General features: G+C 72.2%; 22 protein-coding genes. 8 read left to right on the top strand and 14 right to left on the bottom strand.

Going from position 1 to position 24,502, the window contains the following annotated elements; translation table 11 throughout:
* Positions 1 to 46: 46 nt before the first annotated feature.
* The gene (locus tag ACFYZ3_RS37380; RefSeq protein WP_388527568.1) at positions 47 to 1,777 is read right to left on the bottom strand and encodes an FAD-binding protein; all 1,731 of its coding nucleotides are present in this window, start codon (positions 1,775 to 1,777) and stop codon (positions 47 to 49) included.
* 174 nt (positions 1,778 to 1,951) lie between these two features.
* Here ACFYZ3_RS37380 and fdxA point away from each other — a divergent pair, with 174 nt between their 5' ends.
* Entirely contained in the window at positions 1,952 to 2,341 is a 390-nt protein-coding gene (gene fdxA, locus ACFYZ3_RS37375) for a ferredoxin (RefSeq protein ID WP_388527565.1), read from the top strand.
* 27 nt (positions 2,342 to 2,368) lie between these two features.
* Here fdxA and ACFYZ3_RS37370 read toward each other — a convergent pair whose 3' ends face one another.
* Both ACFYZ3_RS37370 and ACFYZ3_RS37365 read right to left on the bottom strand, forming a co-directional pair.
* Entirely contained in the window at positions 2,369 to 2,866 is a 498-nt protein-coding gene (locus ACFYZ3_RS37370; protein ID WP_388527562.1) for an Ohr family peroxiredoxin, read from the bottom strand.
* A gap of 122 nt (positions 2,867 to 2,988) precedes the next feature.
* On the bottom strand, positions 2,989 to 3,885 hold the full coding sequence (locus tag ACFYZ3_RS37365) for an RNA polymerase sigma-70 factor (protein ID WP_388527559.1): 897 nt from the start codon (positions 3,883 to 3,885) through the stop codon (positions 2,989 to 2,991).
* A 230-nt stretch (positions 3,886 to 4,115) separates the two neighbouring features.
* Here ACFYZ3_RS37365 and ACFYZ3_RS37360 point away from each other — a divergent pair, with 230 nt between their 5' ends.
* A complete protein-coding gene (locus ACFYZ3_RS37360) occupies positions 4,116 to 4,751 on the top strand; it encodes a DUF5134 domain-containing protein (RefSeq protein WP_388527556.1) in 636 nt (211 codons plus the stop codon).
* 8 nt (positions 4,752 to 4,759) lie between these two features.
* On the opposite strand, the gene ACFYZ3_RS37355 is transcribed toward ACFYZ3_RS37360, so the two are convergent.
* The 5 genes from ACFYZ3_RS37355 to ACFYZ3_RS37335 form a co-directional block, all read right to left on the bottom strand.
* Positions 4,760 to 6,151: an aldehyde dehydrogenase family protein gene (locus ACFYZ3_RS37355; RefSeq protein ID WP_388527553.1), complete on the bottom strand. Its 1,392-nt coding sequence runs from the start codon at positions 6,149 to 6,151 to the stop codon at positions 4,760 to 4,762.
* Positions 6,151 to 7,251, bottom strand: coding sequence for a phenazine antibiotic biosynthesis protein (locus ACFYZ3_RS37350; RefSeq protein ID WP_388527550.1), 1,101 nt, complete (start codon positions 7,249 to 7,251; stop codon positions 6,151 to 6,153). Before ACFYZ3_RS37350 ends, ACFYZ3_RS37355 begins: the two co-directional genes overlap by 1 nt.
* Before the next feature lie 79 nt (positions 7,252 to 7,330).
* Positions 7,331 to 8,074 (bottom strand): PIG-L deacetylase family protein, encoded by a 744-nt coding sequence (locus tag ACFYZ3_RS37345; RefSeq protein WP_142198172.1) that lies wholly within the window; start codon positions 8,072 to 8,074, stop codon positions 7,331 to 7,333.
* Positions 8,071 to 9,333, bottom strand: a complete 1,263-nt coding sequence (locus tag ACFYZ3_RS37340; RefSeq protein ID WP_388527547.1) for an NAD(P)/FAD-dependent oxidoreductase — start codon at positions 9,331 to 9,333, stop codon at positions 8,071 to 8,073. The genes ACFYZ3_RS37345 and ACFYZ3_RS37340 overlap by 4 nt, the downstream gene beginning before the upstream one ends.
* 148 nt (positions 9,334 to 9,481) lie before the next feature.
* Positions 9,482 to 10,246, bottom strand: coding sequence for a class I SAM-dependent methyltransferase (locus ACFYZ3_RS37335; RefSeq protein ID WP_388527544.1), 765 nt, complete (start codon positions 10,244 to 10,246; stop codon positions 9,482 to 9,484).
* A 179-nt stretch (positions 10,247 to 10,425) separates the two neighbouring features.
* Here ACFYZ3_RS37335 and ACFYZ3_RS37330 point away from each other — a divergent pair, with 179 nt between their 5' ends.
* The 4 genes from ACFYZ3_RS37330 to ACFYZ3_RS37315 all read left to right on the top strand — a co-directional run bounded on the left by ACFYZ3_RS37330 (position 10,426) and on the right by ACFYZ3_RS37315 (position 14,909).
* The gene (locus ACFYZ3_RS37330; RefSeq protein ID WP_388527542.1) at positions 10,426 to 11,364 is read left to right on the top strand and encodes a 2-hydroxyacid dehydrogenase; all 939 of its coding nucleotides are present in this window, start codon (positions 10,426 to 10,428) and stop codon (positions 11,362 to 11,364) included.
* 338 nt (positions 11,365 to 11,702) lie between these two features.
* Entirely contained in the window at positions 11,703 to 13,322 is a 1,620-nt protein-coding gene (locus ACFYZ3_RS37325; protein WP_388527539.1) for a cytochrome bc complex cytochrome b subunit, read from the top strand.
* A 135-nt stretch (positions 13,323 to 13,457) separates the two neighbouring features.
* Complete coding sequence (locus tag ACFYZ3_RS37320) at positions 13,458 to 14,312, top strand: alpha/beta fold hydrolase (RefSeq protein WP_388527537.1); 855 nt, start codon at positions 13,458 to 13,460, stop codon at positions 14,310 to 14,312.
* Between the two features lie 105 nt (positions 14,313 to 14,417).
* Positions 14,418 to 14,909 carry a GNAT family N-acetyltransferase gene (locus ACFYZ3_RS37315; RefSeq protein ID WP_388527534.1) on the top strand — a complete coding sequence of 164 codons (492 nt, stop codon included), beginning with the start codon at positions 14,418 to 14,420 and terminating at the stop codon, positions 14,907 to 14,909.
* 90 nt (positions 14,910 to 14,999) lie between these two features.
* On the opposite strand, the gene ACFYZ3_RS37310 is transcribed toward ACFYZ3_RS37315, so the two are convergent.
* The 3 genes from ACFYZ3_RS37310 to ACFYZ3_RS37300 all read right to left on the bottom strand — a co-directional run bounded on the left by ACFYZ3_RS37310 (position 15,000) and on the right by ACFYZ3_RS37300 (position 19,873).
* On the bottom strand, positions 15,000 to 16,220 hold the full coding sequence (locus ACFYZ3_RS37310; RefSeq protein WP_388527531.1) for a 2-oxo acid dehydrogenase subunit E2: 1,221 nt from the start codon (positions 16,218 to 16,220) through the stop codon (positions 15,000 to 15,002).
* A 108-nt stretch (positions 16,221 to 16,328) separates the two neighbouring features.
* Positions 16,329 to 19,016 (bottom strand): pyruvate dehydrogenase (acetyl-transferring), homodimeric type, encoded by a 2,688-nt coding sequence (gene aceE, locus ACFYZ3_RS37305; protein WP_388527528.1) that lies wholly within the window; start codon positions 19,014 to 19,016, stop codon positions 16,329 to 16,331.
* Positions 19,017 to 19,132: 116 nt separating this feature from the next.
* Positions 19,133 to 19,873 (bottom strand): SDR family oxidoreductase, encoded by a 741-nt coding sequence (locus ACFYZ3_RS37300; RefSeq protein ID WP_388527525.1) that lies wholly within the window; start codon positions 19,871 to 19,873, stop codon positions 19,133 to 19,135.
* A gap of 279 nt (positions 19,874 to 20,152) precedes the next feature.
* Between ACFYZ3_RS37300 and ACFYZ3_RS37295 the strand changes: the two genes are divergently transcribed.
* Positions 20,153 to 20,605, top strand: coding sequence for a cupin domain-containing protein (locus tag ACFYZ3_RS37295; RefSeq protein ID WP_388527522.1), 453 nt, complete (start codon positions 20,153 to 20,155; stop codon positions 20,603 to 20,605).
* Between the two features lie 124 nt (positions 20,606 to 20,729).
* Here ACFYZ3_RS37295 and ACFYZ3_RS37290 read toward each other — a convergent pair whose 3' ends face one another.
* The 3 genes from ACFYZ3_RS37290 to ACFYZ3_RS37280 all read right to left on the bottom strand — a co-directional run bounded on the left by ACFYZ3_RS37290 (position 20,730) and on the right by ACFYZ3_RS37280 (position 23,392).
* Entirely contained in the window at positions 20,730 to 21,224 is a 495-nt protein-coding gene (locus tag ACFYZ3_RS37290; protein WP_059296912.1) for a cupin domain-containing protein, read from the bottom strand.
* A gap of 45 nt (positions 21,225 to 21,269) precedes the next feature.
* Positions 21,270 to 22,805 (bottom strand): MFS transporter, encoded by a 1,536-nt coding sequence (locus ACFYZ3_RS37285; protein WP_388527519.1) that lies wholly within the window; start codon positions 22,803 to 22,805, stop codon positions 21,270 to 21,272.
* 116 nt (positions 22,806 to 22,921) lie between these two features.
* Positions 22,922 to 23,392 (bottom strand): carboxymuconolactone decarboxylase family protein, encoded by a 471-nt coding sequence (locus ACFYZ3_RS37280; protein WP_159324460.1) that lies wholly within the window; start codon positions 23,390 to 23,392, stop codon positions 22,922 to 22,924.
* A gap of 303 nt (positions 23,393 to 23,695) precedes the next feature.
* Here ACFYZ3_RS37280 and ACFYZ3_RS37275 point away from each other — a divergent pair, with 303 nt between their 5' ends.
* Positions 23,696 to 24,484, top strand: a complete 789-nt coding sequence (locus tag ACFYZ3_RS37275) for a DUF427 domain-containing protein (protein ID WP_388527516.1) — start codon at positions 23,696 to 23,698, stop codon at positions 24,482 to 24,484.
* Positions 24,485 to 24,502: the final 18 nt, after the last annotated feature.

Genomic DNA, 24,502 nt, shown 5'->3' with positions numbered 1-24,502 from the left:
CTGCCGGAGTTCAGGTGTTCCGGCTTTTCCGGTGATCGGAAGCCTTTTACTCGACGAGCTTTCCGTCGGTGGACACGTCCGCCATGAGGGAAGCGATCTCGTCCGGGACATCGGGAATGCGCTCGTGGGTGATTCCGGTCGTCGGCGACCAGACCAGGTTGACGCGGAAGGCGGGGTCCATCTCGGGGAAGTCGCTGCGGTTGTGGCAACCACGGGTCTCCCGGCGTTCCAGTGCCGCTTCGAGGGTGGCGCGGGCCGCCAGGGCGGCCGACTTGAGGTCGAAGGCGTGGGCGAGGTCCTGGAAACCGGCGATGTCGGGATGGACACCGACGTTCTGCATGCGCTTCTCGACGGCGTCCAGCTCCGCCAGGCCGGCGCGCAGACCCTCTTCGTCCCGGACGACGCCGGCGTGCTCGGTCATGGTGTTGCGGATCGCGCGCTGGAGCGCCCGGACGTTCTCGGGGCCGTCGGCGGCCAGCAGCTCGTCGACCTCGGCGCGTGCCTCGGCCACGGCGGTCGCGGACCGGGGCTGCGCGGTGAGGGACTCCGAGTAGGCCGCCGCGGCCCGGCCGGTGATACGGCCGTAGACGAGGAGTTCGATCAGGCTGTTGCCGCCGAGGCGGTTGGCGCCGTGCAGACCGCTGGCGGCCTCGCCGATGGCGTACAGACCGCGGACGTCGGTGCTGTGGTCCTCGGGACGGACCCAGACGCCGCCCATCGAGTAGTGGGCCGTCGGGGCCACCTCGATGGGTTCACGGGTGATGTCGAGCATCTGCAGGTCGAGGAGCGTCTGGTAGACCCGGGGCAGCCGGTTCATGATCGTCTGGCGGGGCAGGTGGGAGACGTCGAGCCAGACCCCGCCGTTCGCGGTTCCCCGGCCCTCCTTGATCTCGGTGTACGAGGCGAGGGCCACCCGGTCGCGCGTGGACAGTTCCATGCGCTCGGGGTCGTAGCGGTTCATGTACCGCTCGCCGAGGGCGTTGCGCAGGATGCCGCCCTCACCGCGGGCGGCCTCGCTGACCAGGGTGCCCGCGGCGTTCTCCGGTTCGATGATGCCGGACGGGTGGAACTGCACCAGCTCGGGGTCGCGCAGGCGGGCCCCGGCCTCGACGGCCAGGCGGAAGGAGTCGCCGGTGTTCTCGTCCCGGCGCGACGAGGTCCGCCGCCAGATGCGCGTGTGCCCGCCGGCCGCGAGGATCACGGCGTCCGCGTGGACGAGGTGTCGGGTGCCGTTGGTCAGGTCGAAGCCGTAGGCCCCGAAGACGGCACCCTCGTGGACCAGCAGACGCGTGATGTACACGCTGTCGAGTACCGGGATGTCCAGCTGGACCGCGCGCCGGATCAGGGTGCGCTGGATCTCCAGGCCGGTGTAGTCGCCGGCGAAGGCGGTACGGCGGAACTTGTGGGCGCCGAAGAAGCGCTGCGAGATCCGGCCGTCCCCTTCACGGGCGAAGGCCATGCCGTACCGCTCCAGGTCGTCGATGCCCAGGGCCGCGCCCTGGGTGACGATCTCCGCCGTACGGGGGTCGCCGAGCAGATAGCTCTCCTTGAGGGTGTCCGCGGCGTGCTGCTGCCAGGAGTCCTCGGGGTCCATCGTGGCCAGGGCCGCGTTGATGCCGCCGGCCGCCAGGGACGTGTGGGTGTCCTCCTTGGGACGCTTGCCGACGGCGATGACGTCGACGCCGGCCTCGGCCAGCTCGATCGCCGCCCGCAGGCCGGAACCGCCGGTACCGATCACCAGCACCGTGGTGGAAAGACGTTGTTCGGTGAGAGGCACGCTTGCTCCCGTCGCTCAGGGTGGTCACTGACTAGGACCACGTCGGGCGGCGGTTTGTGACATCGGCGGCGCACGCGTGTCACACCGTGCCGGGGTCCCCGGTCATCTGGACGAACCTGACGACCGTGCGACAAGGCGCCGGGGGATGTCCGACGGCCGAAGAGGAGAAGACGGATGACGTACGTCATCGCACAGCCCTGCGTCGACATCAAGGACCGGGCGTGTGTCACCGAATGCCCCGTGGACTGCATCTACGAGGGCGCGCGCACGCTCTACATCAACCCGGCGGAGTGCGTCGACTGCCATGCGTGCGAACCCGTCTGCCCGGTGGAGGCGATCTTCCACGAGGACGATCTGCCGGGGCACTGGTCGCACTACCTCGCCGTCAACGCGGAGTACTTCGACGAGGCGGCTTCCCCGTCGCGCGCAGGGCGTGACACGGTCGGCGACCACCCGGCGGTCGAGGCACTGCCCCCGCAGAGCGGGCCGCACAAGAAGGAGATCTCCTTCTTCACCGTCCGCAAGGAGGAAGCGGCCGACGCGGATCTGTGGTTCCCCTCCTGACCGGCCGCCGCCACCGAGCGTGCCCGGTCAGGAGGCGAGTGTGATGGTGGTGGGCGTCCCTCTCCACGCCATGCGCGCGTAGGGGCACAACGCGTCGGCCCTCCCGATCAGCTCGTCGGCCGTCGCGGGATCGACACCGGGCCACCGCACCACCAGATCGACGCGCAGCAGATAGCCGCCGTCCTCCGGGTCCCGGCCGAAGGCGACGGTCGCCACGACGGAGATCGCCGCGGGGTCCAGCGCCTCCTGCCGGGCCAACAGGCTGAGCGCGCCGTGGAAGCAGGCGGCGAAACCGGCCGCGAAGAGCTGCTCGGGGTTGGTTCCCCGGCCGTCACCGCCCAGCTCGGCCGGCATCCGCAGATCGAGGTCCAAGGCTCCGTCGGCCGAGCGTGCGTGGCCGGAGGTCCGCCCGTGCGAGGCCGCACCACCGTGGACGGTCACCGTGGTGGTGTAGATGGGCGAGAACTCCTCCCCGTCGAAATCCTTCTCGGTCGACAGGGTGGGCAACTTGATCCGCTCGGTCATGGCAGGGCTCCGGTGTCGTCGTGGTACGCGGTCCCGGCAGACGTCCGGGACGACTGGATGACCGGCGAGCGACCGTTGTTGTGACGCCTGCCCGTCGGCGCCGGAGGACCCCCGACTCCAGGTCAGTCCCGCAGGGAAGCCACGTAGGGCGCCAGTTTGGCCGGGTTCATCACCCACATGAGCCGGTCGATGCCGTCCGCCGAGATGTCGGCGGTCAGCAGGGCGACGGCCTCCTCGCCGGAGAGGACCAGGACGGCCGGCCGTCCGTTCGCCTCGACCCACCGGACCTGCGACTGCGGCCAGAAGCGCGGAGCGAAGGCCACGAGGTAGTGCGAGACGTGCGGCAGCCCGATGACCGGAATCCTCGACGCGCCGCGGATCCCGTTGCCGTCCGTGTAGCTGACGACGTCGGCGGTGAGCACGTCCTCCAGGCCCGCCAGGTCGCCCGTCCGCGCCGCGGAGAGGAAGACCTCCAGCAGCCGCCGATGGGCTGTCGGGGTAACGGCCTCCTTGCGCTCGGCGGCCAGGTGCTTGCGGCCGCGGCTCACCAGTTGACGGGTGTTGGCCTCGCTGGTCTCCAGGATCTCGGCGATCCGTCCGTAGGGGTAGTCGAACGCCTCCCGGAGCACGTAGGCGGCGCGCTCCACGGGGTTCAGCTTCTCCAGGAGCAGCAGGACCGCCATCTCCAGGGCCTCGGCCCGCTCCGCGCCCAGGTGCGGATCCTGCGTGGTGTCGACGGGCTCGGGAAGCCAGGGGCCGACGTAGGACTCCCGGCGCACCCGCGCGGACTGGGCCACGTTGATCGCCAGCCTCGTGGCGACGGTGGTCAGGAAGGCGGTCGGTTCGTGCACCTTCGAACGGTCGGTGCTCTGCCACCGCAGCCAGGCCTCCTGCACGATGTCCTCGGCCTCCGCCGCGCTGCCCAGGACCCGGTACGCGATACCGAAGAGCTGCGGGCGCGCCGAGAGGAAGTCCTTCGTCGCCTGGTCAAGGGTGCCGGGTGGGGCGCCAGCGTGCATGGAACATCCCTTCTGGCTTCGTGCTCCCCATGCTACAAGCGGGCGCGGAGGGGCGCGTCGGCGGAGGGGCGCACGCGCGCGCATGGATCCCACAGGTGGCACACGGTGGCAACGGGCCACCGTCCGACATGCACGGTCGTCGGCGCCCGGCCCCGCTGACGTGCCCTGTCACGGATCGATCGCGCACCCGGTCAGGACAGCGAACCGCCAGGGACCGGAAGGGGCACACCGTGTCGGACAGGACGCCGGCTCTCGATGCCGTGCACGGCATGCTGACGCTGTTGTTCGCCGCAGTGGCCCTGCACGTGCTGTGGCGCGGTGTCCGGTCACCGGGTGCGGGCCGCCGTGACCGCCTGGATCTCCTCCTGCACTTCACCATGGCGGCGGCCATGGCGGCGATGCCCTGGAGTCTCGGCCCGCCTCTGTCCGACCGGGCCGCCACGGTGTTCTTCACCGCCGCCGCGCTGTGGTTCCTGCTGACCGCCCGTACCGCGGAGCTGTTCACCGACCGGCTGACGCCCGCCGTCGGCATGGCGGCGATGGCCTGGATGTCGCGGCCCCCGTCCGGCGCCGTCCCGGTCTCCGCCGCCGCCCGGGAGACCGTGGCCGCCGCGGGCGTCCCGGCCGCGCACCACACCGCGGCCCACGGCCATGCCGCCGACGCCTCGACGACGGCGACCCTGGTCACCGTCGTACTGACCGTGTATCTCCTCGGCTGTGCCCTGCGGTCGTTGACGCGCCCCATGCCCGCACTGCGGACCGCCACGGACCACGCGCACCGCGCCGCCGCCACGAACCCGTACGGGCACGTGCGCGACGGCGCGATGGCGCTGGGGACGGCCGTGATGCTGCTGCTGCCGCACTGACCCGGCCGTCACTCGATCCCGACCACGGCCTTGCCGCGCATCAGGAAGTCCGACAGGTAGCCGTCGTGGGGCACTCCCGGAGCCATCCAGTACGTCGGGTGGTCACCGGCGTACACGTTGGCGATGGAGGGTTCCGCCACCAGCGTGTCGAGCAGCGCACGGTCGCGGGAGAGGACCGAGAGCACGAGTGTCCCGCGCAGCGGGGCGATCCCGTCCGAGCGGCTCCAGGGCGCCACCCACACGCACGGGAAGGGGAGTTCGGTGCCCACCTGCGGGGCACCGGCGGCGGCGACCTGGTGGACGGCCGGCCGCAGGACGGCGCTTCCGTCCCCGAGGTCGTCGACGACGCCGTCACCGCCGAGCCAGGCGCGGGTCCCCGCCGCCACCGACCTCAGGTAGGAGTCGACGGCCAGGGCCCGGTCCAGCGGGCACACCGGGAGAACCGCCCGGGTGTCCTGGGGCGGCAGACCGGGGAGTTGGGACAGGCGCGCCGCGAGGGCCTCCGCGAGCGGTGCCGGGTCGCCCTCGACGAGGACGGCGGTGGCGTTGACGCACGCGGTGCCGGCCTCGTCGGCGACGGAGGCGACGATCGTGTCCAGGTGCTCCCGCCAGTCCGTGTCCGCCGTGACGAGGATCTTCGTCCGGCCGGGCCCCTGGGGCAGCACACGGGCGTCGTGGGCGTATCCGGCGACGACGTCGTCACCGCCGTACACCACCGCACGGTCGGCGCCGCGGATCAGCGTCCGCGCGGTCCGGTGGTCCGTGGGCAGCAGCGCCAGCCGGTCCTGGCCGACGCCCGCCCGGCGCAGCGCGCCGACCAGGCGGTGCGGGGTGAACGGCTCGCGCCGCGACGGCCGTACGGCCACGCGGTAGCCGAGGGCCAGCGCCTCCAGCCACAGCCGGTGGACCCCCGGATGATTGCCGGACGCGTTGACGGCGAACACCTCGCCCCGGCGGGCCCACACGGCGTGCCCGGCCCCGAGGGAGGGGTCCAGGCGCTGCCGGACCGTGCCGCGCGGTCTGCCCTGCTCGGCGGAGGCACGGGCGCGGGTGACGAACCTCGCCGTGCCGCGGGTCGCGTCGCGCACCACGGTCAGCGGGGTACCGGAGGTGCGGCTGACCAGGTACTCGTACTCGCGCACGCCCAGCCCGCCGACGGTGCCGGTGGCGAACTCCTCGGCGGCCGCTTCCAGCAGCGCGTCCAGGCCGTCCGGCGGGACCGGCCCGGCCTTGCGCAGTGCGGCCAGCGCCCGGTCGACGTACACCGGCGGCACCAGGCTCAGCCGCGCCACCTCGGCACCGGACACATCCGTGACGATGTCCGGGACGCGGGTGCGGTAGGGACCGCGGGGGCCGAGGGCGTCCAGGTACACCGGCTCGGCGGCATCGGCGGCGGCCATCAGTACACGCCCTCGATCACGGTCTCGCCCCGCACCGTGGGCACCGGTGCCACGTCCGCCACGGCGTCGCCGGCGTGACCGCCCGCGGGCCGGACGCGCACGGCCGTGTCGCGCTCGGCGTTGTGGGGGATGAGCATCGACTTGCTGACGTGGCTGACGATCACCTGGCCGCGCTCGCCGACCGCGACGGGTTCCCCGGTGGCGGGGTCGACGACCGACAGGAACACGTACGGCGACACCGGGTCGAAGACACAGGGCTGCGAGGCGTCGAGACCGGCGCGTTCGAGCAGCGCGGTGAGCATCATGGTGTTGCCGTACATGCCGATCAGCGGCACCTCGGGGAAGACCTCCGTGGCCAGCAGGTGACGGGTGTCGGGGTCCATGTGGGTGCCGCCCCAGACGATCGCCCGGACCGAACCGTTGATCCGTTCCAGGAGGTCCTCCTCGCGGGCGAAGCGCTCCAGCAGGGGCGTGGTGGCGGCCAGGACACCGATGTCCTGGGTCAGCAGGATCCGCCGGCACTGTTCGACGAGGTGGTCGGTGTAGGACTCGACCTCGTCGGCGCGGCCCGTGGCGATCAGCTTCCGCACCCACCGGGGGTCCATGTCGATGCTCAGTCCCGGGCCGCCCAGCGAGGCCGCCGCCCGTTGCAGCACGTCCCCCACCAGATGCGGACCCGTGGGCGCCACGGTCAGCCACTGGGCGCCGACGGGCAGCCCGTGCTCCCGCAGACGCATGTCGACCTGTGCGGTGCTGTGCCGCATCCAGTCGTCGAGCTGGACGACCCGCTTGGGCGCCCCGGTCGTCCCGCCGCTGTCGAAGACGTTGAGCAGCCGGGCGTCGCCGCCGTAACCCCGGGGGATCAGGTCCGCCACCGGGACCTGGCGCAGTTCGTCGCTCAGGTCGGGGAAGAGCGCCAGGTCGTCCACGCCCTTGACGTCCCGCCGCGGATCGAAGGCGAGCCGTTCGGCCCGGTCCAGCCAGTAGCGGGAGCCGGTCTCCGGGTCGAAGTGCCAGCGCACGGCGGCGCGCACGAACTCGTCCGGATCGACGCCGTCGGACGGTCCGGCGTCCAGGACGGCGGGGGAGTCGTACGTCATGATCGGTCCTTCCTCGGCACGGGCCCGTGCGGCGCGTGCGGCTGGCGGGAATGGCGACGAGGGGCGCACGGGCGCCCGGTCATCGGCTGAACAGTTCGAAGGCGACGGCGGGAGCGCCGTCGAACCGTGCGCGGTGGACGCCGGTGCTCTCGCCCAGGAAGCGGCGCGCGTACGTCTCGGGGTCCTCCCCGGTCAGGGCTTCGAGGTAGGTCCGGTGCCGCAGCAGGGACTGGACACCCTGTTCGAAGCCCGGCTCGGCGGACACCGCGTGGGACGGCGCCGGTGAGTTGGCGACGGCCACCCAGCGGACGCCGTTCCAGGGCGGCAGCCCCTGTTCGGCCAGTTCCGGGAAGATCCAGCGGTTGCCCGCGTCCGCCGCCGCGTCCAGCACGGCGCGCCCCACCGCCACGTGGTCCGGGGTGTTCCAGGCCCCGGCGGCCCAGGTGTCCCGGTGGTTCAGTGTGATCACCAGCTCGGGCCGGTGACGCCGTACGGCGGCGGCGATGTCGCGGCGCAGGGAGACGCCGTACTCGATCACACCGTCCCGGTGGTCCAGGAACTCCACCGCGCGGACACCGACCGCCGCGGCGGCGGCCCGCTGTTCCGCCTCCCGCAGGGGGCCGGCCCGTCCGGGATCCAGGGTGTCGATGCCGGCCTCGCCCCGGGTGGCGAGCAGGTACGTGACCTCCCTGCCGTCGGCCACCCAGGAGGCCACGGCCGCCGAGCACCCGTACTCGAGGTCGTCGGGGTGGGCCACCACGGCCAGGGCGCGCCGCCAGTCGTCGGGCATCGGGCGCAGCGGCGCGGGAGCGCTGCCGGTCACGCCTGGTCTCCCGTCGGCCGCACGTGCGGGGGAAGCAGGCTCTCCAGCGGGACCGAGGGGTCGGCGAGGGCGGCGTCGTCCGTCTCCGCGCCCGACTCGATCAGGGCGCGGATCGTCCCGATCACGTCCCACAGATTGACGCTCATCCCCGCCAGCACCCGGTTGCCGGACATCCAGAACGCCAGGAACCGCCGCTCCTCGCGCGACCCGCGGAAGACGACGCGGTCGTAGCCGCCCGGTTCGGCGTACCCGGTGTACTCCATGCCGAGGTCGTACTGGTCGGTGTAGAAGTACGGCAGCCGGTCGTACACCGCGTCCTGGCCGAGCATGCTCAGCGCGGCGGTACGGGGCTGGTGCAGCGCGTTGGCCCAGTGCTCCACGCGCAGGTGCCGGCCGAGCCGGGGGTGGTAGGCGTTGGCGACGTCACCGGCGGCGTGGACACCGGCGGCGGAGGTCCGCAGACGGGCGTCGGTCACGATGCCGTTGCGCACGTCGAGACCCGCCTCCTCGGCCAGGCGGACGTTGGGCGTGATGCCGACCCCCACGACCACGGCGTCCGCGGGCAGGTGGGTGCCGTCGGCCAGCCGGACCCCGTCGACGCGGCCCCCGGTGCCGGTGACGGCCTCGATCCGGGCGTGGGGACGCAGGTCCACACCGTGATCCCGGTGCAGACCGGCGAAGACCTCGGCCGCCTCCCGGCCCAGGACCTTCAGCAGGGGCAGCTCACCGCGCTCCAGCACGGTCACCTCCGCACCGGCCGCCCGGGCCGCCGCCGCCGTCTCCAGCCCGATCCATCCGCCGCCGACCACGACGATCCGGGCGCCCTCGGTGAACGCCTCCTTGAGGCGCTCGCTGTCGCCCACGCGCCGCAGGTACAGCACGCCCTCCAGGTCCGCGCCCGGCACCGACAGGCGGCGCGGCGAGGAACCGGTGGCCAGCAGCAGACCGGCGTAGGGCACGCGACGGCCGTCGTCCAGCGTCACCGCCCGGCCGTGCGCGTCGATGGACGTCACACTCGTGCCCAGGAGCAGATCGACGTCGTGCTCCCGGTACCAGCTCTCGGGGTGCACGTGGATGGACTCGCGGTCCTCCTTGCCCAGCAGGTAGCCCTTGGACAGCGGCGGCCGGATGTACGGCCGTTCCCGCTCGTCCCCGATGACGACGAGCGGCCCGTCGTGGCCGTGCTCGCGCAGTTCCTCCGCGGCCTTGCCGGCGGCCAGGCCGCCCCCGACGATCACGAACGTCTTCGCACGCGGCATGAGATCCCCGTCCAATTCTGTGAGGCGCACACGGACCGAGTGGTCCGGTCACCCTTCAGACCGGGCGCGGACACGCGTTGTGACACGGTGGCACGGGCCTACCCGGCCCCTGTGCTCCGGGAGTTCGCCGCCCGCCCCGCCCGCCGGTTCACCGGCGGGCCGGCCGCGTCACGGCAAGAACACGCGGATCGTCGTGCCTCGCCGTCGGGACGAAGCCGTGCCGCGCCAGGTCGTCGGTGAGCCGCGTGCGCGAGGCGGGCCACATCCAGAAGGACTCCGTGTGCTCCCGCAGCACATGCCGTCCGCTGCGCACCCAGTAGTCGACACGGGTGTGGATGCGGTATCCCGCCGCGGACATCGTCATGCGTCCCCCGTACACGTGCGCGCCCACCCGCTGCTCCGGCAGGCGGTGCACGATGTCGCGAGGGGGCAGCAGCGCGGGCGGCGGTTCCAGCAGGAGCGTGCCTCCGGGGGCCAGGGCCGCGTGGATCGCGGGCCACAGCGCGTCCCGCGCGGCCGGGGGAAGACAGGCGACCGTGTTGTGGCACACGGCCACGTCCGCGGCCGCGTACAGCGCCGCCTCGTCCAGGGCGTACGGGTGCACGGTCACCCGCTCGCGCTGCCGCGCGGGCAGGGTGGCGAGGCGGGTGAGCAGGGAGGTGCGCATGGCTCGGGCGGGCTCCACCGCGTGCACGTCGGCCGCGGACTCGGCCAGGCTCATCAGCGTGACCCGGCCGGTCCCGGCACCGATGTCCAGCACACCGAGACGGGCTCGCGCGACATGCCGGCCGTAGAGGTCGCGGACGCGTGCCGCGTCCCGGTCGGCCTGAAGGATGTCGTAGAACTCGGCGGTTACGGCGTAGGAGTCCGGGTCCGGCCGGGACACCGGTGCTCCGGTGATGACGGGGTGCATGTCCAGCTAGACAACGTGTGAGCCAGGCCTGTGACAGCGGGTGCCCCGCGAGGGACCCGTACCGAACGGGCCCGAGGTGAGGCCCGTCACGGGGGCGGACTGTCACAAGTGCGTGGCACACGCAGTCAGTTCTCCGGTTCCGACTCGCGGAACCCGGAGGGAAAGCAGAACACGCCGTCATGACCGTGAGAACCCCGCAGGTATGGCTGCCCGCCCAGTTCGCCGAGCTCACCGGCCTGCCACCGGGACTGGAGTACGTCCGCTGGGACGGCCGTTCGGCCTTCCCGTCGGACCCGTCGGAGGTGGAGTTCTACGCCCCGCCGCTGACCAAGGACATCGATGTCATCGGCAGCCCCCTGCCCCGCATGACACGTCTGCGTGCGGTGCAGGCCCTGAGTTCCGGCACGGACGAACTGCGCGCGGAGCTGGACCGGCTGCCTCGTCCGGTGACCCTGTGCAACGCGGGCGCGGCCCCCGCTCCGAGCACGGCCGAGCTGGCCCTCACCCTGATCCTCGCCTCGCTGCGGGGCATACCGGAGGCGGTCCGCGCCCAGGACGGCGGGGCGTGGAGACCGGAGGTCTTCCCGTCCCTGTACGGGCGGTCCGTGCTCGTCGTCGGCTACGGCGCCGTCGGCTCCGCGCTGGAGGAGCTTCTGGTGCCCTTCGGATGTGCGGTGACCCGTGTCGCCGGGGCGGACCGGGACGCGCCCCGGGGCTCCGTCCGCTCCGCCGCACACCTGCCCCGGCTCGTGGGCGACGCCGATGTCGTCGTGCTGTCCGTCCCGCTGACCCCGCAGACCCGTCAGCTCTTCGACGCGGGCATGCTGGCCCGCATGAAGGACGGCGCCCTGCTCGTCAACGTGGCACGCGGGGCCGTAGTCGACACCGACGCCCTGCTCAAGGAGACCCACGAGGGCAGGCTGCGGGCCGCGCTCGACGTGACCGACCCCGAGCCGCTCCCGCCGGGGCATCCGCTGCGAGAGACACCCGGCGTGCTGATCACGCCGCACGTCGGCGCGTTCACGTCGTCCCTGTGGCCACGTCTCGAACAGCTCATCCGGCACCAGTTGAGCCGCTTCGCCGCAGGTGAGGAGCTGGAGAACGTCGTGTCCCGCTGACGCCCGGGCCCGGGCGTCAGCCACGCCGGGGCCGACCCGCCGCCGTCCTGCCCGGCGGCACCGCGCATGTCACACCCGCACCGGCTCGCCGGTCATGGTGACGACAGCAGTACACGAATCATGCCGAACAGCACAGCGTCGGACGAGTCGGATTCGTCGCGCCATTCGTGTGCCGACGGTCTTCCCGGCGGGCGATCCGCGGGGGCGTCCCCCCACCCCCACCACGGCCGCCCGGCGGTCGAAAGCCCTCGCGCCGCGCCAGTGCCGCGGATCCACGGCGGAGCGCGCCACAGCGGCGCCGGTGAGCCGCGGGTGACGCAGAAACGAAGGGTGAAGAGATGGGCCACGACAGCCGGCCGGTGGAGCCGGAGCAGGAGCGCACGGGGGAGAGGCTCGCCCGATGGACGGACAGCCGACTGGGGCGCCGCCCCGTCGCGCGCTCCGTCCGGCGCCTGGTCTTCCCCGACCACTGGTCGTTCATGCTCGGCGAGATCGCGCTCTACAGTTTCGTGATCCTGCTGATCACCGGTGTCTATCTGAGCTTCTACTTCCACCCCTCCTCCGACCTCGTGGTCTACCAGGGCGACTACGCCCCCTTGCGCGGGCAGTGGGTGTCCGAGGCCTTCGACTCGACCCTGCACATCTCCTTCGACGTCCGCGGCGGCCTGCTCGTCCGCCAGGCCCACCACTGGGCGGCCCTGGTCTTCGTCGCCGCCGTCCTCGTCCACCTGCTGCGGGTCTTCTTCACCGGCGCGTTCCGCAAGCCGCGGGAGCTGAACTGGGTGCTGGGGTTCGGACTGCTCGTCCTGGCGATGTTCGGGGGCCTGACCGGCTACGACCTGCCGGGCGACCTGCTGTCCGGCACCGGCCTCCAAGTGGTGAACGGCACGATCCTGTCGATTCCCGTCGTCGGGACCTATCTGTCGTTCTTCCTCTTCGGCGGTGAGTTCCCCGGCGACGACCTGATCGCCCGCTTCAACACCCTGCACGTCCTGGTCATCCCCGCGCTCATGGTCGTCCTCATCGCCGGCTACGTGCTCCTGGCCCTGCGCCACCGGCCCGCGCAGTACCCCGGACCCGGCCGTACCCGCGACAACGTCGTCGGCCTTCCGGCCAAGGTGTACGCCGTGAAGGCCGCGGGCTACTTCTTCCTCGTGGCCGGCGTGGTCTTCTTCATGGCCGCCGTCGCCGAGATCAACCCCGTCTGGGACTACGGGCCCTTCCGTCCCGACCAGGTCTCCGCCGGGTCCCAGCCCGACTGGTACATGGGCGTCGCCGACGGACTGCTGCGCGTCATGCCCGGCTGGGAGATCGACTTCTGGGGCCACACCCTGGCGCTGGACAACTTGCTGCCGCTGCTGGCCGGGACGCTGCTCTTCCTGGCCATGGGGGCCTATCCGTTCCTGGAGGCCTGGGCGACGGACGACGACAGCGAGCACCACCTGCTGGACCGCCCCCGCAACCGCCCGGTACGCACCGCCCTCGGCGTGGCCTGGCTCAGTGTCTACGCGGTGGCCCTGATCGGTGCCGCCAACGACATCATCGCCACCCGCCTGCACATGTCCGTCAACGACGTGACCTGGGCCGTGCGCGTCGGCCTCTTCGTCGTCCCGGTCCTGGCCTTCGTCGTCACCAAGCGCGTGGCGCTGGCACTGCAGCGCAGGGACCGCGACCTGGTGCTGCACGGCCGGGAGACCGGCGTCGTCAAGCGCCTGCCGCACGGCGAGTACGTCGAGGTCCACGAGCCCCTCGACCCGGCCCGACTGCACACCCTGACCTCGCACGAGCAGCACCGGCCCCTGGACGCCGTACCCCCGCGCGACGGCGACGGTGCCGTGGCTCGGGGCACACAGCGCCTGCGCACCGGGCTCAGCGGCTTCCTCTACGGCCCCGGCACGCAGATCCCCAAGCCCACGGCGACCGAGCACGAAGAGATCACCGGTCGGCACGGGTCCTGAACCGCGAGGCGACACAAGGGCGGAGAATGTCTTCACACCATGTCACGCATGTGGTGGGTCTCCGGTCTCAAAGGTGAAAAGGCGACACAACGTGCCGCGAACACCGATCACGATCCCGCCCGAAAGGCATGCGACATGAACCGCACCTCCCGCACCTCCCGCACCAGCCGGATCCACACGACGATGACCGTCCTGGCCGGCGCCGGTGTCGCCGCCGGTCTGCTCGCCACCACGATCGCCCCGGCCTCCGCCGACAAGGGCGGCCCCGCCGACCGCGGCGACAAGCCCACCGTCGTCCTGGTCCACGGTGCGTTCGCCGACTCCACGAGCTGGAACGGCGTCATCGACAGACTCCGGCACGACGGCTACCCGGTCGTCGCCGTCGCCAACCCGCTGCGCTCCCTGAGCGGCGACTCCGCCTACCTCAAGGACGTCCTGGCCGGAATCGAAGGCCCCGTCGTGCTCGCCGGTCACTCCTACGGCGGTTCGGTCATCAGCAACGCCGCCACCGGCAACAAGAACGTCAAGGCGCTGGTGTACCTCGCCGCCTTCCTCCCCGCGAAGGGCGAGAGCGCGGTCGACCTGTCAGGGCGGTTCCCCGGCAGCACCCTCGGTGACGCGCTGCGCCCCGTGCCGGTGACGAACGCCGACGGTTCCCCCGGCACCGACCTCTACATCCAGAACGACAAGTTTCGCCATCAGTTCGCGGCCGACGTGCCGCGCAACAAGACCGACCTCATGACCGTCACCCAACGACCGGTCACCGAGGCGGCCCTGGGCGAGGGAGCGGCCGAACCGGCCTGGAAGACCATTCCCTCCTGGGTCCTGGTCGCCACCCAGGACCGCAACATCCCGGCCGCCGCCCAGGAGTTCATGGCCCGGCGGGCCGGTGCCCACACCACGGAGGTGCGATCGTCCCACGCGGTCAGCGTCTCGCAGCCGGGAAAGGTCACCGGCGTCATCGAGGACGCCGCCCGTTCGGTGCGCTGAGAGCGCACCGGTGATCGAAGGGCCGGTGGTTCGCCACCGGCCCTTTCCCGACCCCGCGCCGTGTGCGTGTCGCGCACCGGTTCCCGGCCGCCCAAGGACTGACTCATGCGCCGCGAACCGCGGATCATCCCGATAGGCCCCGGTCAGGTCGCCCGCACCGTGGCGATGCACCGCCGCTGCTCGCCGCAGACCCTGTGGAGCCGCTACCACCGGGCGATGGCCGACCCCCGCACGTATGTGCCCACTCTGCTGTCCCGCCCCGGATCGGTACATCTGGCGGCTCTGGGCGCCACCGGCCGCATCGTCGCCGTGGGCCACCTGATGCCGGATCACACGGCGGCCGAGGCGGCGCTGCTGGTCGAGGACTCCTGGCAGGGCCGCGGACTCGGGACCCGTCTGCTCCAGCACCTGGGCGAGCACGCGCGGGTCGGCGGCTGGACGACGCTCTACGGCCTCTTCCTGGCCGGCGACGAGCGGATCGACGCCATGCTGCGCCACGCGCCCGTTCCGGTACAGCGCACGGAGGAGGGCGGCGCCGTCACCGCACGGGTCCAGGTCCACGACTTGACGGCCCACGCGTCCGTATCCCGTCAGTGACGCGTGCCGGCACCCTCACACACCGCGTCCGCGGCCACCGCCGCCAAGGGAAAAGCCGGTGCGGGCATCGCCCGCACCGGCTTTCCTCGTTCACGCAGCGGCGTCGGGGTACAGGTCGTCCTCGAACGCCGCCGACTCCAGGAGCGCCTTGACCGCCGCCAGGTAGCGGGCCGCGTCCGCCCCGTCCACCAGCCGGTGGTCGTACGACAGCGACAGGTGCACCAGGTCCCGGACGCCGATGACCTCCTCGTCACCGACGCGCACGACCCCCGGCCTCCTGACCGTGGCGCCCACGCCGAGGATCGCGGCCTGGTTCGGCGGCACGATGACCGTGTCGAACAGCGCACCGCGCGAACCGGTGTTGGAGATCGTGAAGGTCGCGCCCGACACGTCGTCCGGGGTCAGGTGACCACCGCGGGCCCGGTCGGCGACGTCGTGGACGGCCCGGGCGAGCCCGGCGACGGTGAGGTCACCGGCCGCCTTGACGACCGGGGTCATCAGACCGGCCTCCGTGTCGACCGCGATCCCGATGTTCTCGGTGTCGAAGTAGGTGATGGTCCCCTCGTCCTCGTTGATGCGGGCGTTGACCACCGGATGCGCCTTCAGCGCCTGGGCGGCTGCCTTGACGAAGAAGGGCATGGGGGAGAGCTTGAGGCCCTCGCGGGCCAGGAAGCCGTCCTTCGCCCGGTTCCGCAGGCGCATCAGCCGGGTGACGTCGGCCTCGACCGTCGAGGTGAGCTGCGCCTGCTCCAGCAGCGCCTTCTTGAGGTTGTTGCCGATGGCCCGGCGGATACGGGTCATCGCGACCGTGCGGCCGCGGAGCGAGGACGCGTCCTCCGCCGGGGCGGCGCGCACCGGCGCGGGAGCGGGCGCCGACGCGGGCGGAGTCGCGGGCGCCGTCGCGGGCGCGGGGGGAGCCGGAACAACGGACGCGGCAGGCGGGACGAAAGGCTCGGCCGGAGCAGGAGCAGGAGCAGGAGCAGGAGCAGGGGCCGGGGCCGGGGCCGGGGCCGGGGCCGGGGCCGGAGCCGATGCCGGTGCCGCCGACGCGGGCGGGGCCGCGGGGGCGGTGTCCGGCGCGCCGATGATGCCGAGTCCGGCGCCGACCTCGACGGTCTCGTCCTCGGCGGCGAGGATCTCCAGCAGGACGCCTGCGGCGGGGGAAGGTATCTCGGTGTCCACCTTGTCGGTCGACACCTCCAGCAAGGGCTCATCGGCCTCGACGCGGTCACCGACCTGCTTCAGCCAGCGGGTCACGGTGCCCTCGGTGACGGACTCGCCGAGAGCCGGCAGGGTCACGGAAACGGTCATGATGACGTTCAACTCCTCACGGAACGGCGGGGCGCGTGGCCCCGCCGGACCTGTCGTGCAGGGCCCGCGTCGGACGACGCGGGCGGCAGGGGTGCCTCGTACCCCGGTTCAGCGCTCGAGGCCGTACTGCGCGCGGGCCCGCGCGACGGTCTCCGGCGGGACCTGCCCCGCCCGGGCCAGCCGGTCCAGTGCGCTCACCACGATCGACTCGGCGTCCACCCGGAAGTAGCGGCGCACGTCCTCACGGGTGTCGGACAGCCCGAAACCGTCGGTGCCCAGGGAGTAGTAGTCCTGCTCGACCCACTGGCTGATCTGGTCGGGCACCTGCCGCATCCAGTCGCTGACGGCCAGCACCGGCCCCGGTGCCCCGGACAGGGCCCGAGTGACGAACGGGGTGCGTTCCTCGCCCCGCGTCCGGGCGTCGTCGGCACGCATCGCGTCCCGGCGCAGCTCCGTCCAGGACGTCACCGACCACACGTCGGCGTGCACGCCCCAGTCGGAGGCGAGCAGTTCCTGTGCGCGCAGGACCCAGTGGATCGCCGTACCGGAGGCGAGCAGCTGGAGCCGGGGCCCGGCCGCGGGCGCCTCGGCGGGCCGGTACCGGTAGATGCCCCGGACGATGCCCTCCTCGATGCCGGGAACCGGCGGCATGGCGGGCTGGTGCTTGGGCTCGTTGTACACGGTCAGGTAGTAGAAGACGTCCTCGGGCCGCTCGCCGTACATGCGGCGCAGACCGTCCCGGACGATGACCGCGATCTCGTAGGCGAACGCCGGGTCGTAGCTGACGGCCGCCGGATTGGTGGCGGCGAGCAGGTGCGAGTGGCCGTCCCCGTGCTGGAGGCCCTCGCCGGTCATCGTCGTGCGCCCGGCCGTGCCGCCGACCACGAAGCCGCGGCCCATCTGGTCGCCGAGCGCCCAGAACTGGTCGCCGGTCCGCTGGAAACCGAACATGGCGTAGAAGATGTAGAAGGGGATCATGGGTTCGCCGTGCGTGGCGTACGACGTCGCGGCGGCGGCGAACTCGGCGACGGAACCGGCCTCGGTGATGCCCTCGATGAGCAGCTGCCCGGTCGTGCTCTCCAGGTAGTGGAGCAGTTGGTCCGCGTCGACCGGGTCGTAGGTCTGGCCCTGGGGCGAGTAGATGCCGGCGGTGGGGAACATCGACTCCATGCCGAAGGTGCGGGCCTCGTCGGGGACGATCGGCACCCAGCGGGCCCCGCTGCGCGGGTCGCGCATCAGGTCCTTGACCAGCCGGACCAGTGCCATCGTGGTGGCCATCTCCTGGTGGCCGGACCCCTTCTCCAGGTCCTCGAAGGGCTTGGCGGGCGGTTCCGGCAGCGGCTTGGCGGCCACCCGGCGCACGGGTGCGGGCCCGCCCAGCGCGGCCCGGCGTTCGCGCAGGTAACGCACCTCGGGCGAGTCCTCCCCGGGGTGCCAGAACGGCACCTGGTCACCGGCGAGCGCGCTGTCGGGGATGGGGAGCTCCAGCAGGTCGCGCATGGCACGGAACTGCTCCATCGTGAGCTTCTTCATCTGGTGGTTGGCGTTGCGCGACTCGAACGCCGGGCCCAGCGTGTGGCCCTTCACCGTCTGGGCGAGGACCACCGTCGGGGCGCCCCGGTGCTCCACGGCGGCCCGGTAGGCGGCGTACACCTTCAACGGCTCGTGCCCGCCGCGCGAGTTCTCGAACAGGTCGACCACCCGCGCGTCGCTCAGGGAGGCGGAGAGCGCCGACAGGGCGTCACCCGTGAAGAAGTGCTTGCGTATGTAGGCCGCGTCCCGCGCGGCGAGCGTCTGCATCTGGGCGTCGGGCACCTCGCCCAGGCGCCGTACCAGGTCGCCGGTGGTGTCCTGCGCCAGCAGCGGGTCCCAGGCCTCGCCCCAGAGCGTCTTGACCACGTTCCAGCCCGCGCCCCGGAACCGTGCCTCCAGTTCCTGCACGATCTTCGAGTTGGACCGTACCGGGCCGTCCAGGCGCTGGAGGTTGCAGTTGATGACGAAGGTGAGGTTGTCCAGGTTCTCGCGCGAGGCCAGGGTCAGGGCGGCCGTCGACTCCGGCTCGTCCATCTCCCCGTCGCCCAGGAACGCCCACACCCGTGAGGCGGAGGTGTCCTTGATGCCGCGGGCGTGCAGATAGCGGTTGAAGCGGGCCTGGTAGACGGCGCTGAGCGGGCCCAGTCCCATGGAGACCGTCGGGAACTCCCACAGCCACGGCAGCCGCCGGGGGTGCGGATAGGACGGCAGTCCGTGACCGCCGGCCTCCCGGCGGAAGGAGTCCAGCCGGCTCTCGCTCAGCCGCCCCTCCAGGAAGACCCGGGCGTAGATGCCGGGGGAAGCGTGTCCCTGGACGAAGAGCTGGTCGCCGGAGCCGTCGGCGTCCTTGCCCCGGAAGAAGTGGTGGAAGCCGATCTCGTAGAGCCAGGCCGCCGACGCGTAGGTGGAGATGTGACCGCCCAGCCCGAGGCGCGCGCCGCGGGTGACCATCGCCGCCGCGTTCCACCGGTTGAGCGCGGTGATCCTGGACTCCATCTCCAGGTCGCCGTCGAACTCCGGCTGCGCGGCGGCGGGAACGGTGTTGATGTAGTCGGAGTGCAGCAGCCCCGGCAGGGACATACCCGTACTCGCGGCGAACTCGTGCACCCGCCGCATCAGGTACACCGCGCGTTCCGGCCCCGCGTTGCGCACGACGGCGTCGAGGGAGGCCCGCCACTCGGCGGTCTCCTCGCGGTCGCGGTCGGGCAGTTGGTCCAGCTCACTGATCACAGGGTTCTCGGTCGGCCGGGAGGGTTCACTCATGGCAGCCTTCTTTTCACGGCGTGGTGTCGGCGACACCGGCCGCGGACACGGTGGGTGTCGCGGGGCGACAGGTCTGAGGGGGAGATCCGGGCGACGGGCAGCGCCGCCCGGCGGGGTCAGCGGCTCTTGAGCCACTGGGTGAACGTGTGATGGCCCAGCCGGGCGTCCGGCCCGGGAAGCAGGTCCCGCTCCTCGAGCACCGCGCCGAAGAACGGGGCCAGCGCGTCGGCGATCACCGGGCTGGGCCGGCCGAGGAGAGCGAGTACGTCGGCCGTCATGTCCTCCAGCCGCAGCTCCTCGGGCCCGGCTGTCTCGACCACGCCGAACTGCGGCAGCCCCACCGCGACATGGGCGAGGAGCGCGGCGACGTCGTCGGCCGAGACGGGCCGCAGCAGCAACGGCGGCACATGTACGCCGTCGGGCCGGGTGCCGGCCGCGGCGGCGGCCTCCACGGACTCGTGGAAAGGCGTGGCACGTACCACGGAGTACGGCACGGTGGTGTGCCGGGCCAGGTCCTCCTGCGTCGCCTTGGCCTGGAAGTAGCCCGACCCGATCCGGTCGGCGCCCACCACCGACAGCGCCACGTAGTGCTCGACGTCCGCGGCGGCGGCCGCCTTGAGGACGTTGCCCGTCGCGGTGGTGAAGAACGCCGTGCCGGCCTGCTGTCGCCGGGAGGGCGCGTCGGTGACGTCCACGATCACATCGGCGCCGCGCAGCGCCCGGTCCAGGCCCTGGCCGGTGCTGACGTCGACTCCTTCCCCGCGCGACACGGGCACGACCTCCACCCCGTGGTCCCGGAGCCGCGCGACGGTCCGGGAACCGATCAGTCCGGTGGCACCTGCAACGACGACTCTCATCTGCGTCTCCTCCGTCGGGGGCCGATGACCCCGCTGGGTGTTCTGGGCGGACGGTGGCGGATGCCGAAGTGCCAACGTGCCCGTCTCACCTAGACAGAACGCGGGTCCTCCGTGTGACACCGTGCGGCCGGGGCGCGGCCCCGACCGGCCGTGGCGCGGTGTCACAGACCCGCCCGTTGTCCGGTCAGGAGGGCGAGCGGTCATCACGACCGGAGACGACCCCGTGACGGCGGACGATGTGCCGCCCGGTCACGGCGGAACCACGGAAGGTGCGACTCGATGTCGGAGAATGCACAGCACGCCCACCACGGACATGGAACCGGCGACGAGGACGGTCCGAGCTGGACCCGCGCGGCGAAGATGATCCAGGACGCCTCGCCGGTCGTCGTCCCCGAGGGCGCCTCGGCGATGACCATCCACGTCGAGTGGGAGCCCGGCGACCCCGGCACCCCGCCGCACCGCCACTCCGGCCCGGCGTTCGGTTACGTCATCAAGGGCGCCGTCCGCTTCGAACTGGAGGGTGAGCCCGAGCGCGTCGTCGAGGCCGGCGGCACCTTCTGGGAGCCGGGCGGCGACGCCATCCACTACCAGGACGGCAACGCGCTCAGCGACGAGAAGACGGAGTTCGTCGTCACGATGATGTGCGCGCCCGGCAAGCCCATGCTCGAACTGGTCGACGAGGCGGAGCTGAAGGAGCGCGCCCACCTGCGCGCCCCCCGGCCCACCGCCTGACCTCGGTCGGGCACTCACGACGGGGCCCCGCACCCGTGACACCGGCCAGGCCGGGAAGTCACGTATGCGGGGCCCCGTCGTCGTGCGGTGTCAACGGCTCCCGCTCCCATCCCTGCTCCTGCTCCTACTCCACGAAGTACGAGTCGTGCCGGTCGAAGAACGCGGCACGCTCCTCCTCGGAAGCGTGCCCCAGCTGGGAGACCTGCTCGAAGTACTCCTCGCGCGGGGCGCCCGGGGTGAACAGCAGCAGCATGTCGGCCGGTGCGTCGGAGTCGTTGCGGAAGGCGTGCAGCCCGCCCTGGGGGACATGCAGGAAGTCACCCTTGCGGGCGTCGACCCACTGCACACCGTCGAAGACGCGCACGGTGCCGTCCAGGATGAAGAAGGACTCCGAGATCCGCTTGTGGAAATGGGTCTTGGGGCCGCCCGCCCGGGGCCGCATCTCGACGCGGTACAGCCCGAACTCGCCCCGTGTGGTGGCCGTGGTGGCCAGATAGTGGGTGGCGTCCTTTCCGGTACCGCTCTCACCCAGGTTCGGCGGTGTGGTGGCCGGCCGGAAGACGGCGCTGACCTCACCGTCCTCACCCCAGTACTTCTGCTCCGGGTACGGGTACGACATGTCTGGTTCCTTTCGTACGGCAAACGCCGCGCGCGGCGCCGGTTGTCATTCGACGGCTTGATGATGGGCGAAGCGGGACACCAGCGGCGGTTCCGTCAGCCAGCCGTGGGTGTGCCCGTGCGCCGGACGAGGGGCGGTGGCGGACCGCCGCAGCGTGACAAGGGCGACCGACGCGCCGACGGCGAGCAGGACCGCGCACAGCGGCATGGCCCGGCCGAACGAGGTGTCGAAGGCCGCGTCCGACCGGTAGGCCTCCGGCCCCATCCCGACCAGCAGCGGGAGCGCCGCGACGGACACCAGCCCCGCCGCCCGGGCCGCGGCGTTGTTGATGCCGCTGGCCAGCCCGGCGTTCGAGGCGTCCACCGAGGCGAGCAGGGTCACGGTCAGGGGGGCGACCATGACGACCATGCCGGTGCCCATCACCAGGAGGGCCGGGAGGACGTCCTGGACGTAGGACGCGCCCGGACCGACCCGCAGCATCAGCAGCATCCCCGCTCCGCACACCAGCGGGCCGACGGTGAGCGGGGCCCGCGGCCCCAGCCGCTGGGCGAGCGTCCCGGCGTGGGACGAGAACAGCAGCATCAGCACGGTGTTCGGCAGCATCGCCGCTCCGGCGGCCAGCGCCGAGTACCCGACGACGATCTGCAGTTGCAGCGCGGTCAGGAAGAAGAACCCGCCCGTCCCCGCGTAGACGCACAGGGTGATCACGTTGACGGCGGTGAACTGCCGGGACGAGTAGATCGCCAGCGGCATCATGGGGTCGCCGCTGCGTCGTTCGACGCGGAGGAACGCGGCCCCCGCGACGACACCGCCGACGGCCGCGGCGACGGCCACGGTTCCGCCGTCGCGCGCCTCCGTCAGCGCGTAGGTGACCAGCGCCAGGGCCAGAGCTCCCAGGACGGCGCCCGGCACGTCGAAGCCGACCCCGCGCCGGGCCCTCGCGCCGGCCGTGGACACCGCTTCCCTGCGCGGTGCGCCCACGGACTCCGGAACATGGCGCAGGGCCACGGGGACGCACAGCAGCGCCGGTACGGCGCTCAGTACGAAGGTCCAGCGCCAGCCGGGCCCGTCCACCAGCCACCCGCCCACGAACGGCCCCAGGGCGGCGCCGATGCCGCCGAATCCGGACCACAGGCCGATCGCGCGCGGCCGGTCGTCCGGATGGAAGGAGGCCTCGATGATCGCCAGTGAACCGGGCGTGAGCAGCGCGCCTCCGACGCCCTGCAGGGCCCGGGCGGCGATGAGCGTGGTGGTGTCCGGAGCCACGGCGCACAGCAGCGAGGCGACCGCGAACCACACCAGGCCCAGGACGAAGACGCGCCGCCGCCCGAAGCGGTCGCCCAGGGAACCGCCCAGCAGGATGAGTCCCGCCAGGGTCAGCATGTAGGCGTTCACCGTCCACTGGAGGACGCCGAGATCGGCGTCGAAGTCCTGGCCGATGCGCGGGAGCGCGATGTTGGTGACGGTCGAGCCGAGCAGTACGACGCCCGAGCCCAGGACGGTGGCCAGCAGGGTCCACCGCCCACGGGCGCCGGCGATGCGGAGGGAAGCGGTGCTCTCGGGAGCGGGGGAGGGGGTCATGTCGTAGTCCTGGGGTGGCGTGGCCCGAGCGGTCCGTCGCCTGCTCGGGGGTCGGGGTGAGCAGGCGACGGACGGCACGCGTCCGGCCGGGCTGCCGCGCGGCCGGAGCGGCTGCGTCAGCCGAACATGCCGGGCTTGTAACCGCCCGCGGGCTGCTGGTTGATGACGTTGATCCGGTTGTAGGCGTTGATGACGGCGATCAGCGAGATCAGCGCGGCGAGCTGGTCCTCGTCGTAGTGCTTCGCGGCCTCGGCCCACACCTCGTCCGAGACACCGCCGGAGGCGTCCGCGATGCGGGTCCCCTGCTCGGTCACCGCCAGGGCGGCGCGCTCGGCGTCCGAGAAGACCGTGGCCTCGCGCCACACGGCGACCAGGTTCAGTCGCTGCTGGTCCTCGCCCGCCGCGGCGGCGTCCTTGGTGTGCATGTCCGTGCAGAAGCCGCAGCCGTTGATCTGGCTGGCCCGGATCTTCACCAGTTCCTGAGTGGCGACCGGCAGAGCGGCCTGGACCGCCGCTCCGGCCGAGTTCAGGTGCTTCATGACCTTGCCCGCGAGGGCGTTGCCGAAGTAGTTGATGCGCGCGTCCATGACGTATCTCCTCAAGGGTGGAACGGTTACGGACCATTGACCGGGCGCCCGCGCGTTCTGTGACAGCCGGATGCGCCCGCACGCACGGCACCTTCCGTTCCCGGCCCCGCAGTCCGCAGGCATGACACGACTCTGGGCACACCGTGTGAAGAAGAGTGCATCGCGGTCCGCGTTCGGTGTGGTCGCCGGGTGCGGGCGTTAGCATCGAGGAAGAGGACCGGGCCCGTCTGGCCCGAGTCGGCGCCGCACTCCCGGGCCCCGGGTACGGCGAGCGCACCATCAGCGAACCCCAAGGTGATCACCATGGCTACCGAGAGCATCCTGCACCCCAGCCTCATCGTCCCGATCGGACACGTCGAGCCCGTTCCCCGCCGCATCCGGGGAATGGTCGGGGGCCGTGTCGCCTTCGACACCCGCCGTGCGCTGTACGTGTGGGAGTGGCAGGCGTACCCGCAGTTCAGCATCCCGATCGAGGACTTGGCGGAGGGTGTGCTCGACGACGACAAGCACACCGAGCAGCTCGGTGCCGGGCCCGCGCACCGCCACACCCTGCGGGTCGGCCCGGAGGTCCGCGCGGGGGCTGCCTGGGTCTGGGGGGAGGGCGCCCCCGAAGCCCTGCGCGACACGGTGCGTTTCGAATGGGAGGCGCTGGACGCCTGGTTCGAGGAGGACGAGCCGGTCTTCGTCCATCCGCGGAGCCCGTACTCGCGGGTGGACGCGCTGCGTTCGCGCAGCACCGTCCGGGTCGAGGTGGACGGCGTCGTGCTGGCGGAGGCCTCCGGCTGCGTGAAGCTGTTCGAGACCGGTCTGCCGACCCGCTACTACCTCGACCCCATGAACATCGACTGGACCCGGCTGCGGCACTCCGACACGGTGACCCGGTGCCCCTACAAGGGAACGACGAGCGACTACTGGTCGTTCGACGGCGACACCGGCGCCCACGAGGACATCGCCTGGACGTACGACTTCCCGACCATCCACGCCAACCGCATCGCCGGACTGACCGCGTTCTACAACGAGCACGTCGATCTGTACGTCGACGGCTTCCTGCTGCCGAGGCCGGTGGATCCCACCCGGGTCGCCGCCGACTAGCGACATTGTTGTGCGGGC

Origin of the sequence: Streptomyces sp. NPDC001599 (genome assembly GCF_042893535.1) — a bacterium.
In the GTDB taxonomy this organism is placed as follows: domain Bacteria; phylum Actinomycetota; class Actinomycetes; order Streptomycetales; family Streptomycetaceae; genus Streptomyces.
The sequence above is the reverse complement of the archived record's forward strand: the minus strand, read 5'-3'. Positions and strand labels throughout refer to the sequence as shown.